The organism is Algoriphagus boritolerans DSM 17298 = JCM 18970, from assembly GCF_900108085.1.
Taxonomy (GTDB): domain Bacteria; phylum Bacteroidota; class Bacteroidia; order Cytophagales; family Cyclobacteriaceae; genus Algoriphagus; species Algoriphagus boritolerans.
In genome coordinates this window covers 249,151-266,015 of sequence record NZ_FNVR01000001.1, presented here as the reverse complement: position 1 = coordinate 266,015, position 16,865 = coordinate 249,151, and the positions used below count along the sequence as shown (strand labels likewise).

The window sequence follows — 16,865 nt, the reverse complement described above, 5'->3', positions numbered from 1 at the left end:
GGAAGTTCTGAGGGCAAGATACAGAAAAGCCCTTTTCCGCGAAGAAAAGGGCTTGAATGCTTTTTTAAGTTAAGGAATTTTAATTGCCTTCGATTTGCTCTTTGTAATCCTTGATCGACCTGTATATCGCTGAGGCCATGTACTCTTTGCCAGCCTGACTCATCAGAAATTTTTCTTCCTCCGAATTGGACAAAAATCCCAACTCTACCAATACACTTGGCATCGACGGAGTCCAGAGGACATAAAACGGCCCCTGCTTGACACCGCGACTTTTTCTACCCACTCGATCTCTAAACTGAGTTTCGATCTGATCAGCCAGTGAAATGCTGTTTCCAATGAAAGCTTTTTGTGTCAGGTTAAAAATCATGTAAGATTCGGGAGAGGTCGGATCAAATCCTTCATATTCCTCCTCATAATTTTCCTCGAGGAAGATCACAGAGTTTTCACGCTTAACGATGTCAAAGTTGGCTTCGAAGTATTTGGTACCCATCACAAAAGTCTCGGTCCCATAAGCAGATTTATTTGGTGCCGAATTGGAGTGGATGGATACAAAAAGATCCGCCTTGTTTACATTAGCGATATTTGGACGCTGCTTCAGGGTTGGAAAGCTGTCATCATCTCGGGTATAGATCACTTCTACATCGGGCATATTCTCCTTGATGTATTTTCCAACCAGCAGCGTGACAGCTAGATTTATGTCCTTTTCCCGGACTTTGGAGCCAATATTCCCCGGGTCACTTCCACCATGTCCCGCATCTAATACGATTTTTTTCATCCGAAATGCTGGCATCATCGTTTCATTGGGGATAAATCCACCAAAGAAAAAGGGAATCGCAATAAGAAAACTTAAGAGAATTTTTTTGTTATTGAACCGTTCCATGAGGGCAATCGAGTTAACTTTACGCAAAATTTCATCCATATTAAACAAAGCGCAAGCAGCAGTGTCGGGTTTCAGAATCCTTTTTTTCCTATTTACATGGCTTTGGATTTTTCCACAACTCGCATTGGCGCAGCGACCTGTCCAGCCACCCCGGGAAAAGGTCCTGATAGCTCCGGACACTTTGACCCAACCTGAACGCACACTTCCTCTCGCTGACACCCTTGCTGCAAGGCAAGACACTTTGGTAAACTTAGATTCGGCAAAAATTATGCCTACAAGCGATATTCAAACAGATATTCTATATTTCGCTGAGGATAGTATCATTACAGATTTTACCGAAAACAAGGTTTACCTCTATAAAAAAGCCTGGTTTGAATATGGAGAAATGAAACTGGAGGCCGACCGGATTGTCATCGACTGGAAAAACTCCGAGCTCTATGCGACTGGAGTTACAGACAGCCTGGGAGCAATCTCGGGAAATCCATTTTTCACGGATAAAGGAACCTCCTACGAGATCAGAAAAGAGATGCGGTACAACTTCAAATCCCAGAAAGCGATCATCAAAGACGTAGTCACCGAGCAGCAAGACGGGGTTCTTCGGGGCGAAACCATCAAAAAAACCGCCGATGGTAGCATTTACCTCGATCATGGCTACTATACAACCTGTAAACTCACCAAGCCGCATTGGCATATTTCTTCCAACAAGATCAAATCCATCCCTGGAAAGCAGGTAGTTTCTGGACCTTTCAACTTATATTTCAATGGAATCCCTACCCCACTGGGATTGCCATTTGGCTTGATCCCAGATACTCCGGAGGAAAAAGCTTCAGGACTTATTTTCCCATCCTACGGGCAGGAGCAAGTTCGTGGACTTAGTCTTAGGGATCTGGGATGGTACTTTGCCATCAATGACTACATCCATGCTAGGCTCACGACTGATATTTATTCAAAAGGAGGCTGGGGAATCAAATCTCAAGCGGTGTATACCAAGCGCTACCGCTTCAATGGGGGTTTCAACATCGATTATCAAAAGTTTGTCAGCCCTGAAACCGAACTCAACCCTGTGAACTATAACACCTTTCGCGTGCAGTGGAATCACTCTCCAATTACCAGAGGCACCGGCAAATTCTCAGCTTCGGTCAATGCAGGTTCGACCAGCTATTTCAATAATGTGGTCAACGTCAACAATTTCGCAAACAATGTGACCGCCGATCTGAACTCAAATATTTCTTATTCCAAAACTTTTTCAGGGACACCATTCTCGATGTCCGCCAATTTCCGTCATTCCCAAAGTGTGCAAACCGGAGAGGTAAGACTCGATTTACCAACGATAGCCGTGAACATGAACCGGCAAAGCCCATTCCGAAACGTAAAATTTGAGCCGCTCAAAACACTCAATGTGGCTTGGAATTTCAACATGCAAAACACAATTTCCAACCGAAGACAGCAGGAATTGGGAGTAAATAATCCAGACCTGGGTGGAGCCCCCTCACTAATTGATTTTACCGTCGAAAATTTTGGCTTGCTTCTAAAAAATGCCACCAACGGTGCCAAAAACACCATCCCTCTATCCTCCAACTTTACCCTGTTTAATTATTTCACGGGAACAGCCTCCGTCACTTACAATGAACTCTGGTACCTACAGCGAATAAATTATTATTACAATCCTTCAGAAGAACGAGTAGATCGGATTGTCGAGGATGGATTTAACCGGGTGGGCTTTTACACCAGTTCCTTTGCGATGAACACCAACTTTTACGGTTTCTACAATTTCAAGCCCAGTAGCAAGATTCAAACTATCCGGCATCACATCGCGCCCACTTTTGCTTTTAACTATACTCCGGATTTTTCTGATCCTTCCTTTGGCTATTATCAGGAAGTTCAGGTAGATAAGTCAGGACGAACTCAACGGTTTTCAAGGCAACAGGGATTTGTCTTTGGCGGGGCTCCCCTCGGAGAATCCCGCTCCTTGAGCATTGGTATTCGAAATGTGCTGGAAGCGAAAATTCTGAATGCCAAAGACAGCACTTCTGAAAATGCAACCAAGAAAATACCACTTTTGGAATCTTTCAACATCAACACCAATTATAATTTCGCCGCCGATTCCTTTCAGCTGTCGCCCTTTCAAATTTCTGCCAGAACCAGCTTTTTTGATCGAAAACTGTCTGTCAACCTGACCAGTAACATTGATCCTTATGCGGTGCAATCAAGCTCCGAAGAAGGCGGTCCAACCACGTTCCGAAGAATAAATCAATTTACCTGGAAAAATGGACAGGGTATTGGAGCGATTCGAAATGCATCACTAAATATGAATGCGTCCATTAATCCCAGAAGTGGACAATCCCCTGGTGAAGTACGAGACGAAATCACTCAGGATTTTATCCAGCGCGGAGGCGTAGTAGACGAATTTGCACAAAACGAAATCAACCGAATCGTATCAGATCCCAGTCAGTACATCGATTGGGATATTCCATGGAATATGACTGTGGGCTATAATCTCGCCTATTCCCGTCAGATCAACAACAATGAAAACATCACACAATCCATGAATATAAGTGGCGATGTGTCCATTTCAGAAAAGTGGAAAATCAATTTCAACACCGGATATGATTTTCAGACCGCTGAACTCACCCAAACGATGATCGGTATCGCCCGCGACCTTCACTGTTGGCAGATGAATGTCAACTGGGTTCCATTTGGCAGATTCACCTCTTACAACATCGACATTCGGGTCAAATCCAGCATCCTTCAGGATCTGAAAGTTTCGAGAAGAAGGTCTTTCTTTGATTTTTAGAAATAAGTCAGCTGTCGGATGGTCGATGTCCGATGCTTTTGGGGAATTAAAGAGGATTGTACTAATAAAATCAAACTCGGGCACGGCTGAGCGGCATGGTCATGCAGCGCGGACCGCCTAGACCCCGACTCAATTCCGAACTTGGAATCTCCAATACCTCCACGCCCATGTTTCTCAGCGCACGGTTGGTGTGAATGTTGCGATTGTAGGAAATCACCCGTCTCGGTCCAATTGCGAAGACATTTGCGCCATCAAACCACTGCTCCCGCATGGAATAGTCCGGATTGCCATCCGCAGTATGCAGGACTTCCAAATGAGGGATTTCCCGTGCCAAAACCGTCAAAAGTGATTCTTTGAGCACTTCGCGTTTGATCGTTACTTTTTCCCCGTTATTCTCTTTCAGCGTATAAAGTGAGGTTTGTAATACGGCATTCATCGCGTCGGGATAAGTCAGGACCAGATTTTCATCCAAAATGGTAAAAACCGTATCAAGGTGCATGTATTGACGCTTTTGTGGCAAGTGAACTTCATAGACTCGTTTGACAGATCCTTCGGCTAAAAGTGCCTTAGCGGCATGATAAATCGCTTTTTCGTCGGTTCGCTCCGAATTACCGATGGCAACTGCCTCATGGGAAAGAATGATCACATCACCTCCTTCAATACTCGGGGGGGAATCGTGGCCATCCACAGGATACAACTTTTGGACATGCTCCCTAAAATCGGGATGATGCTCGAAAATCGTCCGAAGCAAATCAGCTTCCCGCTGTCTTCCTTCCATTTTCATGGATGAAAAAATTATTCCTCCCGGAGTCAAAGCCATTGGATCCCGCTGAAAATACAAATTGGGACATGGAGGAATAGCAAATGCATAGTCCAGCAATTCTCCGGGATTGAGATTGGGGATTTTTCGTTTAAGTTCATGGATTTTCAGACCTGCGGTCAAAATTCCTGCACATTCCGCGGTGGAATATCGCTCCAAAATCGCCTCAGCCAGATGCGAAAGCCCCGATCGCATCAAAGATTCCCGCATGAGTCTGAGTAGAATCTCATCATCATACAAAACCCGGATGAGCAGCTCACGCAATTGATACACCTGAGCACCTGTTGATTCCTTGATCAGATTGGAAAAAGTGTCATGCTCCTTTTGAAGAGCTTCCAGGTAAGGGACATCTTCAAAAAGAAGAAACTCCTTGTTATAAGGGGTGAGTCGGTCAATTTCCTTTCCCGGCCGATGCATTAAGACTGCTCTCAGCGTACCAAATTCTGAATTTATCCGCAGATTCATGATTTCTATTTTTACAACAAAAAGAGATTTTTATTACTGATTTCAAAATAATTATATCATTTTATTTAATTATCAACAAATACATGGCGGAATTTTTTGAATCCGAAATTTTACAATTTTTAAATTCCTAAACAAAAAACATGCAGCTTTAGCCATATTTGTAGATTCTGCTATTTATTGCTGAGTTCGAAAACCTTATGGCACGGTTATTTCGTTCATTCTCTAATTCACCGAAAAAACACTTTATGCTATCACTCAAAAGACTTACCATTGGAATTGTATTCACTGGCGTTTTTCTTCTACAAGGTAGTTGTACTACTGCCCAAATCACGGATATTCTCAAGCAAGTGAACTCAAATCCCACAACTTCTGAAATTTCAATGGGCTTGAAAGAAGCATTGGAAAAAGGAACAGGAATCAGTGCGGAGCGGCTTTCATTGGAAAATGGCTACCTGGGAAATCTGGATGTCAAAATCCTATTTCCGGAGGAAGCCAAAAATGTGGAAAATACGCTTCGTTCCTTAGGTTTGGGATCCATGTGTGATCAGGTGATTACCAGTCTCAATCGTGCGGCAGAGGATGCGGCCATAGCTGCAAAACCAATCTTCACTGACGCCATCAAACAGATGAGTTTTCAGGATGTACAAAATATCCTCCTAGGCGAAGAAAACGCAGCAACCTTGTACTTCAAGGGGAGTACTACCACCTCACTTTCAAGAGAATTCTCACCAATCATCGATTCCAGCCTCAAGAAAGTCGATGCCACCAAATACTGGAGCGATGTAATGACCCGGTACAATCGCATCCCCTTGGTCAAAAAAGTCGATACCGATCTTACAGCTTATGTGACTCAGAAAGCGATTGACGGGCTGTTTGTAGAGATCGCCAAAGAGGAATTGAAAATCCGGGAAAACGTCGCTGCCAGAACCAGTCCATTGCTCAAGAAAGTATTTGGCTATGCGGAAAGTCAGAAAAGCGGGAAGTAGGAAGTAGGGCAGAACCGGAATCGCTTCCGGTTTTTTTGTCATTTGAAATTCTTAAACCAAATCCACAGTCAAACTTTCCCCTTCCTTCGTCACCTTGACCACTCCTTTTTGGGATAATCCTTTCATGGACACATCCCATTTCTTTCCGCTAAGACCTGATTGTGCTTTCAGATCGGGAAGTGATGCCGGATGATTTTTGCTAAGTAGATCAAAGATGACTTTCTCATCCTCGGTCATTTCCACCGCTTTTTTCTCCGGTCTCATTTGAGGGAAGAATAGCACTTCCTGAATCGTGGTTTTGTTGGTCAAGAGCATCGTCAATCGATCGATACCGATTCCCAATCCTGAAGTAGGAGGCATGCCGTATTCCAAAGCACGAAGGAAATCCTCATCCATCGCCATCGCTTCATCGTCGCCTCTTGCGGCCAATTTCAATTGCTCCTCAAATCGCTCTCGCTGATCAATTGGATCGTTGAGTTCGGTATAGGCATTTGCTATTTCTTTTCCATTGACAAAAAGCTCAAACCGTTCCACCAAACCCGGTTTGCTACGGTGCTTTTTCGCCAAAGGCGTCATCTCAATGGGATAATCGGTGATATAAGTCGGTTGGATAAGATGCTCCTCGACTTTTGCACCAAAGATCTCATCGATCAACTTCCCACGGCCCATGGAATTATCCACCTGTATTCCCAAATCGACACAAACCTGTCTGATTCCTGCTTCATCCAGTTCACTCACATCCACACCAGCATATTCTTTGATCGAATCATACATCGTCAGCCTTCGGTAAGGTCCAGCGAAATCAATCTCACGATCACCAACTTTCACCACAGTTTTCCCATGGATGGTTTCCGTCACTTTCTCCAGCAGCTCCTCTACCATTTCCATCATCCAGATGTAGTCCTTGTAGGCCACATAGATTTCCATGGATGTGAATTCCGGATTGTGGGTACGGTCCATGCCCTCGTTTCGGAACATTTTTCCAAACTCATACACCCCCTCAAAACCACCAACAATCAATCTTTTCAGATACAACTCATTGGCGATCCTTAGGAATAGCGGCATATCCAGCGTATTGTGGTGCGTTTGGAATGGTCTGGCCGCTGCGCCACCATGTACACTCTGAAGGATCGGAGTCTCCACTTCCAACCAACCATGATCATCAAAATATCGACGCATGTTGGAGATGATTTTGGCTCGGGTGATGAAGGTCGATTTGATCTCCGGATTTACCGTCAAATCCACATAGCGCTGCCTGTACCGAAGTTCGGGATCGGTAAATCCATCATACACGTTTCCTTCCTCATCCCGCTTCACCACCGGAAGCGGCTTCACAGACTTAGAGAGGATCTTCAATTCCGTGACGTGAAGGGATATTTCACCGGTTTGGGTAGTAAATATGTAACCTTTGACTCCAATGAAATCGCCTAAGCCCAGGAGCTTTTTGAATACCGAATTATACAAAGTTTTATCCTCACCCGGACAGATATCCTCGCGACGGACATAGATTTGAAGTAAACCTGTAGAATCCTGGATTTCGGCAAAAGAGGCGGAACCCATAATCCGCCGACTCATCAAACGGCCAGCAATGGAGATGTCCTTGTAGTCAGTTTTTCTGTTTTCGTAGTTTCTATGAATATCCTCCGCAGTGACGTTTATTGGGAAAGATTCCGCCGGATAGGGATTGATTCCCAAGGCCATTAATTCTTCCCGGTCTTTTCTGCGTTGGAGTTCCTGTTCGCTCAGAAGTTGCATTTTTATGATTTGAAATTTGATATTTAATAGTTGAAATTAGGTCTGTCACCCTGAGTCTTAAATATTCCGCAAACATACAAAAAGGAAATGACTGTGGTTTAATGTAAAAGCAGGGGTATTGTCACCTTGAGCGGAGTCGAAAGGTCCTCGTACTTCCCGACTCTCGTCGGTAAGGTGCTCGGACTGACACGTATAAAGGTCCTCACTGCTCCCTACTTACTTTTTACTTCTTACTTAAAATGGCTTCGACTCTGGTCACACTGAGCGAAGTCGAAGTGTCAGCCCAACACCACACCACTGCCTACTGAGACTGCCAACTGAACCCTGATCACTTCTTCCGTCTCCGCATCTCACTTTTGATCAGCTCAAACTCCCGACTACTTTGGCCGGCAATGGATGTATTTTCTGAAGCCCGTCTAGTCAGGTAAGGCATCACTTTTTCCACCGGACCATAAGGCACGTATTTCACTACTCGATAGCCGGCTTTTGCCAAATTGAAAGAAATATTATCACTCATCCCATAAAGTTGAGAGAAATAAACCCGGTCTGATTTTGGATCGATCCCGTGCAGATTCATCAAATTGGTCAATTCCAGATTGCTTTTCTCATTATGAGAAGCACAGACCAAGTAGATTCCATTCTCAACACAATATTCGATAGCTGCATCGTAATCACGATCGGTGGCCGCTTTATTTGGCTGAATCGGATCAGGGTAACCCATTTCTTCTGCGCGTTCCCGCTCCTTTTCCATGTAGGCACCTCTTACCGGTTTTGCCCCAAAAAGGTAGCCTTTCGCTTTTGCCTGTTCAGCTGCTTTCTTCAATCGCTCCAGTGAATCGTGACGATACATTTGGTAAGTATTGTACACCACGCAACGCTCTTTATTATATTTTTCCATAGCCTCGTAAGCCAGGTCGTCAATTACATTCTGGAACCAACTCTCCTCAGCATCGACTAATATTTTTAAGCCGAGGTCATGTGCTGCTTTGCAAAGCCGATCCACCCGCCCTTTCATTCGATTGAATGCGGCTAATTCTTCCCCCTGAAGTTGCTCGCCATCCTGCACTTTGATCATCAGATGATAATCTCCGAGACCTGTCACTTTAAAAACTCCAAAAGGCATATAGTCTGTCTTGGCTGATTCGACCAGCGTTTGATAGATCTCCTCAGTAGTCGCGTCAAAGCTCGCCTCATCTCCTTTGCCCTCAACGGACAAGTCGAGGATGGAATGTACTCCATACTTGGCCAAATGCTTACAGGCCTGAATGCTTTCTGCGATGGTTTCGCCGCCGCAGAAGTGTCCGAACATGGTTTTCTTCATGATTCCTTTGACTGGAATTTTGAGTTTGAAAGCCAGGTTTGCCAGGCCAATACCCAGGTCTGAAATGAGGTTATTATTCAGTGTGGCAAAAATCAGGTACATTTTCCTGAGTTCGGCGTTGCTTTTGGAAGCGAAAGCTACTTCGAGGTTATCAAAAGAAATTTTGGGTATGACTGGCATATCACTCAAATAAGGTGGCAAAGATATCAAAAAAACCTCAAGCGCTTTGCCTTTGTTCGGATATGGGGCTATCCTATATAAAAATCTTATCGGGAAATTACTTCCAAAACACCCCCCGCTTTCCGATTGAATGAATTCTAAGATTTGTTGCGAATACTTTAAAGGTATCTTTGAAATTGATTCTGTGGTAATATTTCCGGTCCTGATCCAAATAATTTTTGGTGGATGGCCTTTTATTAAGCTCAGATCAAAAGAATCTGAATCAAAAGTCACTATCGAATAGCCATTTGATCTGGCAAAAAGGAAAATTTCTAAATCCGGTGAATCTTGCAACCCAGCAAACCTCACATGCTGAAGTGGCACATCCTTCCATATCTTGTTTTAAGAATTTTAGGAGAAATATTTTGGTCGAAAAGAAGTTTCAATCCGCTAGAATTAGGGAATGATCTTTATCATCACCAGCGAAAGCTAAACAGGCACTGATCATTTCTTCGGAAATCTCTTCAACGTCATTCATAATTTCCGCTTTGGTCATACCATTTGCCAACCAATTAAGGACATCATAAACACTAATCCGTGTACCTTTTAAGCATGGACGTCCAAATCGCTTGTCTGCTCTGATTTCAATAAATTCGCGATAATTCATATTTCCAAGTTAATTCAATATTACAAAAGTAACGTTGGGCAGGGTAAGTTTTGTTTCCGGCAAATTCAAAACCCGCTTAAAAAAGACAAATCCAAAACAAAAATTTTTCCTTAATTTAAAAACAAAATAATACTAAATATTTTAAATTTTATTCAAATTATTATTCCGAAATCAACTCACATAACTATTGAAATTGAAATATTCGCAAACATTCGGGACTTTCAATCAATAATTTTCAACGTATTGATTGAAAATTAATTTTGGATTTAAAAATCCCAGCCTTACATTTGAAACATGTTAAGCACAGCAGCGAGCTATTTTACCTTCTTTTACTTTTACTTTCGAAGCGAAAATCGAATCGGAGCTGTGTATAGGCTAGCCAAAAATTAAAAGAAAATAAATACACAAAAGCCCGATTCGAAAGAGTCGGGCTTTTTTCATTTAAATCGTTCAAAACAATGAAGCCACACAAACAAATCAAAGACTGGGGATTGGGATTGACCACACCGCTGATCATCGCAGGTCCCTGCTCTGCCGAAACCCCTGAGCAGATCGAGCAGATCTGTAAAGAAATGAAAGAAGTCAACATGATCCCTCAGCTCTTCAGAGCTGGAATCTGGAAGCCAAGAACAAGGCCGGGGTCTTTTGAAGGAATAGGTGAGGAAGGTTTGAAGTGGATGGAGATTGTCCGTCATCACTTGAATATCCCGATCACGGTCGAAGTTGGAAACGCGTCTCACGCGGAGTTAGCTCTTAAATACAAGGTGGATGTGCTATGGATCGGTGCCAGAACCACGGTCAATCCATTCGCAGTACAGGAAATTGCGGAAGTTCTTCGTGGTGTAGACATCCCGGTAATGATCAAAAACCCGATGAATCCTGATCTGGAACTTTGGATGGGCGCGTTGGAAAGATTGCATGCTGTGGGAGTAGACAAACTGGCTGCCATTCACCGGGGTTTCTCCGATGCATACGATAAGCGCTACAGAAACAAGCCCAACTGGTCCATGCCGATTCACCTGAAGCGTGAGTGGACAGGAATGGAAGTAATCAATGACCCTTCCCACATCATGGGCAAAAGAGAGGGACTTCTCGAAGTAGCTCAAAGTGCGATGAACTTCGGATTGGACGGCTTGATGATCGAAACGCATCATGATCCCGACAAAGCTTGGTCAGATGCCAAACAGCAAGTGACTCCTGCCAGATTGAAGGAAATGATCAGTTCGATCGATTTCAAAACTCCACTTGAAAACATGAAACCGGATGATCGTCTTCAGGACCTTCGTCGTGCGGTGGATCACTTGGATGATCAGCTGTTGGATATTCTACAGGAAAGATTTACCGTGATTGATCAGATCGGAGCACACAAGCGTGAGCATCATTTGACTGTTTTTCAGTCAGATCGTTGGAAAGACGTGATGGAAAGCCGTACCAGTAAGGGTATAGCCAAACATTTGAGCGAAAAATTCATGAAGGAGTTGCTTTATTGCATCCATGAGGAATCAGTAAAGCGCCAGGAAAGACAACTACGCGAGGCTGAGCCTATCAAAAAATAATCTGCTCTCAAACTTGGAAGGCAGTCACTCTTAGCGGCTGCTTTCCTTACCTTTAAGTTTCTAAAAACTTCCTTCATCTTGGAACCTGTCATTTTCACTTCCGAAGCAGCAAATGCCCTTTCGGGAGTTTTAACTCAATTATCTTTTTCCCACTTGGTGGTATTGACTGATTCCAATACCCAAACTCATTGTCTTCCCCTGATTAATGGAGTATTGCCTAATTCGACGATTTATATCAGTGTCGAACCGGGAGAAATCCATAAAAACCTGGAAACCTGCTCATCGATCTGGTCCGAAATGACCGATGCCGGACTAGATCGAAAAGCACTTATGCTAAACCTCGGTGGCGGCGTGATCACGGATATGGGTGGATTTTGCGCCAGCTTATACAAGCGGGGAATCCGCTTCATCAATATGCCCACTACCCTACTTTCGCAGGTAGATGCCAGTGTAGGTGGAAAATTGGGAGTCGACTTTAATGGGCTAAAAAACCATCTGGGTGTTTTCAACGAGCCCGAGACGGTCATCATTTCACCGGAGTTTTTAAAAACTTTGCCTCATTCAGAACTTCGATCAGGATATGCGGAAGTTTTAAAGCATGGACTGATTCGGGATAAATCCTATTTCGAAAAACTCAAATCCGAAAACTGGGAATCTCAAGACTGGGAGAGCTTGATTATGCATTCAGTCGGGATCAAAAAAGCTGTTGTCCAAGCGGATCCCAAAGAAGCGGGTCTTCGTAAAATCCTCAATTTTGGACATACCATCGGGCATGCATTTGAATCCTATTTTTTGGACTCCGAAAATCACCTGCTTCATGGGGAAGCCATTGCGCTTGGGATGATTTGCGAAGGATTTCTTTCCGCTCAGAAAATCGGATTCAGTTTCGAGGAGCTGGATCATTTGACAAAAATGATGCTTCAGATCTATGGAAAAGTCGAATTCTCCAAGGAGCATCTCGACCCAATTCTTGACCTCTGCCTACAGGACAAGAAAAATGAAGGCAATGTCTTACTTTTCTCGCTGTTGAATTCAATCGGTGATTGTACTTATAACATTCCTGTCAACCGAGAGGAAATTCGGGATGCAATTCATTATTACCACAACCTAAAAACGGCCTGAGCCTTGACTACTCATACCATGACCATCCTTCGCCTACATCAAAAAAGCGAATTCACCCCTTCCCGCATTCCCCTGCCCTCTTCCAAAAGTGAATCCAATCGCGCTTTGGTAATTGACGCGTTGACAGCCGGAGAAAATAAAATCACCAACCTGGCAGAAGCCCGTGATACACAGACCATGATCCGCTTACTGGAGAAAAATCCTCCGGTTTTTGATGTGTTGGATGCCGGGACAACCATGCGGTTTTTGACAGCTTTTGCGTCAGTGACCAATCAGAAAAAGGTCATGACCGGTACAGCCAGAATGTGTGAGCGTCCTATCGGCATCTTGGTAGATGCGCTGAGAACAATTGGTGCCGAAATTCACTATTTGAATATTGAAGGTTATCCTCCATTGGCAATTCACGGACTCCCTGAGCAGAAGTCAGATAAAGTCAAAATCCGTGGGGACGTCTCCAGTCAGTACATCTCAGCCATGTTGATGATCGCTCCTATTTTGCCGCAAGGCCTCGAAATCGAACTGGAAGGAAAAGTGGGAAGCCAAACTTATATCGAAATGACGCTGGAGTTGATGGCACAGTTTGGGATAAAATATACTTGGGAAGAAAACCGAATCAAGGTTTCGCACCAAGCCTATCAACCCACCACATTTGCTGTGGAAAGTGACTGGTCCGGAGCGAGCTATTGGTTCAGTTTGTTGGCCTGTGCTGATTCTGGAGCACTTTTTTTGGAGGGTTTGAAAGAAAACAGCCTGCAGGGAGATTCCAAAATTGTAGAAATCATGGACCTCCTTGGGATCAAAAGCACCTTTGAAAAAGGAGGAGTTTTATTGAAAAAACAAGCTGTAAAAGGGCTGAAAAACTGGGATTTCACGCATTGTCCAGACTTAGCCCAAACGGTCGCTGTGACCTGTGCTATACTCGGTCAAAATTCGATTTTCACAGGATGTGAAAGTCTGAAAATCAAAGAAACAGATCGAATTCTCGCACTTCAGCAGGAATTGGCAAAATTCAATGCCGAACTCAAGGAAATCGAACCGGCAGTGTATCAAGTCATTCCCTCGGTGACCATGCCTCGTCAGGTACAGATACACACCTATGATGATCACCGGATGGCCATGGCATTTATGCCGCTTTTGACCAAAACCGAAGTGCTGATCGAAGATCCCGAAGTGGTCAACAAATCTTATCCAAGCTTCTGGAAGCATTGCGAATTGCTTTCCATTGCCATGGATAAACCAACAGAATCATGAGTTTAAAGATTGCCATACAGGGTGTTCCCGGATCATTTCACCATCAAGTTGCATTGATTAATTTCGGCTCGGATGCGGAGATTATTCCATTCAATACGTTTGAACCTGTAGCTAAGTCGGTTTCAAATCGCGAAGCTGACTTTGGCGTGATGGCTATTGAAAACTCCATCGCCGGAGCCATTCTTCCCAATTATGACTTAATAGATCGCTATGAGTTGAGTATTCGGGATGAGTTTTATTTGCCGATTGCTCATCAGCTGATGGCCTTACCCGGACAGAAAATTGAGGATATTCAGGAAGTTCGGTCTCATCCTATGGCAATTTTGCAGTGCAAGGCTTTTTTGGCGAAGCATCCTCATATTCAGCAATTTGATGATGTGGATACCGCCTCTGTAGCCAAACGGATTTCAGATGAAAAGTTGACAGGAATAGCCGCCATTGCAAGTGAAATTGCAGCAGAAATCTACGGCTTGGAGCTATTGGCACGGAATATCCAAACCATCCAAAACAACTTCACCCGGTTTATCCTTTTAGAGAAGGAAAAGACCAATTCCCATGTCACTCCAAATAAAGCATCCTTCAAGGTGACCATTCGGAATCAACCAGGAGGATTGGCCAAACTCTTGACTATGATCGCTGACAAAGGTTTGGATTTGAGTAAAATCCAATCTATCCCCGTTATAGAAAAACCCTGGGAATATGCCTTTTTTATCGATGCGGAATTTGGTGATTATTTGAAATATAAAGAAGCTATGGAGCTGATTAAAGAGGATTTTGGAGGATTGAAAATTTTTGGGGAATACACCAGCAGAAAGGCATGAAGGGATTTGCAAATCGAGTGGAGACAGTTCAGGAATACTACTTTTCAGCAAAGCTGAGAGAGGTAAATCAACTGATCGCAGAAGGCAAACCTGTCATCAATTTGGGAATCGGAAGCCCCGATTTGGCTCCCGACCGGATGGTCATCGATGCACTTAAAAGTACCGTCGAACATCCTCGCGCTCATGGCTATCAAAACTATCAAGGGATCCCGGAGCTTCGGATTGCCATGTCGGAGTTTTATGCGCGAGAATATCGGGTCACACTGAATCCCAACACAGAAATTCTTCCGCTCATGGGTTCCAAAGAAGGCATTATGCATCTCAGCATGGCTTTTTTGAATCCCGGGGACCAGGTTTTGATTCCTGATCCTGGTTACCCCACTTATACCTCGGTCACCAAATTACTCGGTGCAGAACCGATTTTTTACAGGTTGGATTTGGAGAAAAAGGGGCGACCTATTCTGGAAAATCTTGAAAAACTGGATCTGAATAAAGTCAAAATCATGTGGATCAACTATCCACACATGCCGACAGGGGCCATGGGAAGCGAAGGGATTTTAACAGAATTGGTTGCTTTCGCAAAAAGACATGAACTAGTCCTCCTACATGACAATCCGTACAGCCATGTGCTTAACCCAGAACCTTTCAGTATTTTGAGTATTCCCGGAGGAAAAGATGTTGCTTTGGAACTCAACTCGCTCAGCAAGACCTTCAACATGCCGGGATGGAGAGTGGGAATGCTTTGCGGCAGGGCAGACTGGGTTGAAGCAGTTCTGAAAGTCAAATCCAACATGGACTCCGGCATGTTTTTAGGAATACAAAAAGGAGCAATAGCCGCTTTAAGCTTGGGTAAAAGTTGGTTTGAAGATCTGGACGACCAATATCAAAACCGTAGAAAGCTTGTTTGGAAAATGGCCGATCTACTAGATCTGAGCTATCCCAAAGATACCGCCGGACTTTTCGTCTGGTGCAAAGTACCTGATGGAAAAACTGCCGATGAATTGGTGGATTATCTCCTTTATGAGAAAAATATATTTATCACACCGGGCAGAATTTTTGGACCAGCAGGTGAAGGATACGTCCGCATTTCACTTTGCATGCCTGAATTCAAAATCCTGGAAGCTATCAATCGCATTAAATCATAACCAATATGAAGAAAATACACATCATTGGCCTTGGCCTTTTGGGGGGTTCCTTTGGATTAGGAGCCAGACAAAAATTTCCCGAACTGATCATCACCGGAACGGATGCCAATCCTCAAAATCTTAAGGATGCGCTGACCCTCGGCATCATCACCGAAGCGAAAGAAACACCGGATGCAGATACCGATCTGGTCATTTTGGCAACTCCCGCAGATACATTGGGTAAAATTTTGATTGACACACTGAATCAAGTGGGCGAAAATACCTTGGTATTTGACGTTGGTTCTACCAAGGCCAAGCTATGCGGAATGATGGCCGATCATCCTAAGCGAAAGCAATACCTCGCCGCACACCCCATCGCCGGAACGGAATATTCAGGCCCAAAAGCTGCCATGGCAGATCTTTTAAACAGAAAAGTATTGATCATCTGCGAGCTGGAAAAAACCGATCTTCACCTGAAAGAAAAGGCCTACCAACTTTTTGATGCGCTGAATTTGAAGTTGCGCTTCATGGATCCAGAGGAGCATGACAGGCATTTGGCCTTCGTGTCTCACTTATCGCATATTTCTTCATTTATGCTGGGGGAAACCGTCCTGCAGAAAATGGCAGATGATAAAAACATCTTCGATATGGCAGGCTCAGGTTTCGCTTCCACCGTCCGATTGGCTAAGTCCAGTCCTGCAATGTGGGCACCGATTTTTACCGAAAACAAAGAGAATATCCTCAGTGCATTGGATGGATACATCGCTAATCTGAAAGCTTTCAGAGAAAAAATTGCGAAGGAGGACAGCAAAGGACTCTTAGAGGAAATGACCGAGATCAACAAGATTCGTGATATTCTGGAGTTGGGTAAATGAATTGAAATTCGAGATTTCAAATTTGAATTTAGGCTGTATTGTGAACCACGAAGCGATTCGTGGTTTTTCATTTGTGTCCATTTCCCGCTGATTTCCCACTGAAAAATTCGAAGCTGGTCGCTGATTTTTTCTACGAAATTCTGCGCTCTTTTCTTCGGATATCTGCGGCAAAATAAAATCATGATTTTCCTTATTTTAGAATCTCCAAACCAATTCGAATAACTTAAAAATAGAAAAAATGACGCTCCAATTTATCCAAGACAAAGAAG

General features: G+C 43.8%; 13 protein-coding genes and 1 pseudogene. 8 read left to right on the top strand and 6 right to left on the bottom strand.

Annotated features, from left to right (window positions below; translation table 11 throughout):
* Nucleotides 1-79: 79 nt before the first annotated feature.
* Entirely contained in the window at nt 80-880 is an 801-nt protein-coding gene (locus C4S61_RS01115; RefSeq protein WP_103923150.1) for an N-acetylmuramoyl-L-alanine amidase family protein, read from the bottom strand.
* A 61-nt stretch (nt 881-941) separates the two neighbouring features.
* Between C4S61_RS01115 and C4S61_RS01110 the strand changes: the two genes are divergently transcribed.
* Nucleotides 942-3,674: a putative LPS assembly protein LptD gene (locus C4S61_RS01110; protein ID WP_103922953.1), complete on the top strand. Its 2,733-nt coding sequence runs from the start codon at nt 942-944 to the stop codon at nt 3,672-3,674.
* 70 nt (nt 3,675-3,744) lie between these two features.
* On the opposite strand, the gene C4S61_RS01105 is transcribed toward C4S61_RS01110, so the two are convergent.
* Nucleotides 3,745-4,959 (bottom strand): arginine deiminase, encoded by a 1,215-nt coding sequence (locus C4S61_RS01105; protein ID WP_103922952.1) that lies wholly within the window; start codon nt 4,957-4,959, stop codon nt 3,745-3,747.
* A gap of 245 nt (nt 4,960-5,204) precedes the next feature.
* Here C4S61_RS01105 and C4S61_RS01100 point away from each other — a divergent pair, with 245 nt between their 5' ends.
* Nucleotides 5,205-5,945, top strand: a complete 741-nt coding sequence (locus C4S61_RS01100) for a DUF4197 domain-containing protein (RefSeq protein ID WP_103922951.1) — start codon at nt 5,205-5,207, stop codon at nt 5,943-5,945.
* Between the two features lie 51 nt (nt 5,946-5,996).
* On the opposite strand, the gene lysS is transcribed toward C4S61_RS01100, so the two are convergent.
* From lysS to C4S61_RS01085, 4 genes and pseudogenes are all read right to left on the bottom strand, one after another.
* A complete protein-coding gene (gene lysS, locus C4S61_RS01095; protein ID WP_103922950.1) occupies nt 5,997-7,700 on the bottom strand; it encodes a lysine--tRNA ligase in 1,704 nt (567 codons plus the stop codon).
* Between the two features lie 328 nt (nt 7,701-8,028).
* Nucleotides 8,029-9,201: a proline dehydrogenase family protein gene (locus C4S61_RS01090; RefSeq protein ID WP_103923149.1), complete on the bottom strand. Its 1,173-nt coding sequence runs from the start codon at nt 9,199-9,201 to the stop codon at nt 8,029-8,031.
* Nucleotides 9,202-9,381: 180 nt separating this feature from the next.
* Nucleotides 9,382-9,549: pseudogene (locus C4S61_RS22590) on the bottom strand (DUF5615 family PIN-like protein); the annotation flags it as partial.
* A gap of 73 nt (nt 9,550-9,622) precedes the next feature.
* The gene (locus tag C4S61_RS01085) at nt 9,623-9,847 is read right to left on the bottom strand and encodes a DUF433 domain-containing protein (protein ID WP_103922949.1); all 225 of its coding nucleotides are present in this window, start codon (nt 9,845-9,847) and stop codon (nt 9,623-9,625) included.
* Nucleotides 9,848-10,305: 458 nt separating this feature from the next.
* Here C4S61_RS01085 and C4S61_RS01080 point away from each other — a divergent pair, with 458 nt between their 5' ends.
* The 6 genes from C4S61_RS01080 to C4S61_RS01055 all read left to right on the top strand — a co-directional run bounded on the left by C4S61_RS01080 (nt 10,306) and on the right by C4S61_RS01055 (nt 16,596).
* Nucleotides 10,306-11,403, top strand: a complete 1,098-nt coding sequence (locus C4S61_RS01080; RefSeq protein ID WP_103922948.1) for a chorismate mutase — start codon at nt 10,306-10,308, stop codon at nt 11,401-11,403.
* A 78-nt stretch (nt 11,404-11,481) separates the two neighbouring features.
* Nucleotides 11,482-12,525 (top strand): 3-dehydroquinate synthase, encoded by a 1,044-nt coding sequence (aroB, locus tag C4S61_RS01075; RefSeq protein ID WP_103922947.1) that lies wholly within the window; start codon nt 11,482-11,484, stop codon nt 12,523-12,525.
* A gap of 18 nt (nt 12,526-12,543) precedes the next feature.
* Nucleotides 12,544-13,776 (top strand): 3-phosphoshikimate 1-carboxyvinyltransferase, encoded by a 1,233-nt coding sequence (locus C4S61_RS01070; protein WP_103922946.1) that lies wholly within the window; start codon nt 12,544-12,546, stop codon nt 13,774-13,776.
* Entirely contained in the window at nt 13,773-14,597 is an 825-nt protein-coding gene (locus C4S61_RS01065; protein ID WP_103922945.1) for a prephenate dehydratase, read from the top strand. Before C4S61_RS01070 ends, C4S61_RS01065 begins: the two co-directional genes overlap by 4 nt.
* A complete protein-coding gene (locus C4S61_RS01060) occupies nt 14,594-15,742 on the top strand; it encodes a pyridoxal phosphate-dependent aminotransferase (RefSeq protein WP_103922944.1) in 1,149 nt (382 codons plus the stop codon). The genes C4S61_RS01065 and C4S61_RS01060 overlap by 4 nt, the downstream gene beginning before the upstream one ends.
* A 5-nt stretch (nt 15,743-15,747) precedes the next feature.
* Complete coding sequence (locus C4S61_RS01055) at nt 15,748-16,596, top strand: prephenate dehydrogenase (protein WP_103922943.1); 849 nt, start codon at nt 15,748-15,750, stop codon at nt 16,594-16,596.
* Nucleotides 16,597-16,865 lie beyond the last annotated feature (269 nt).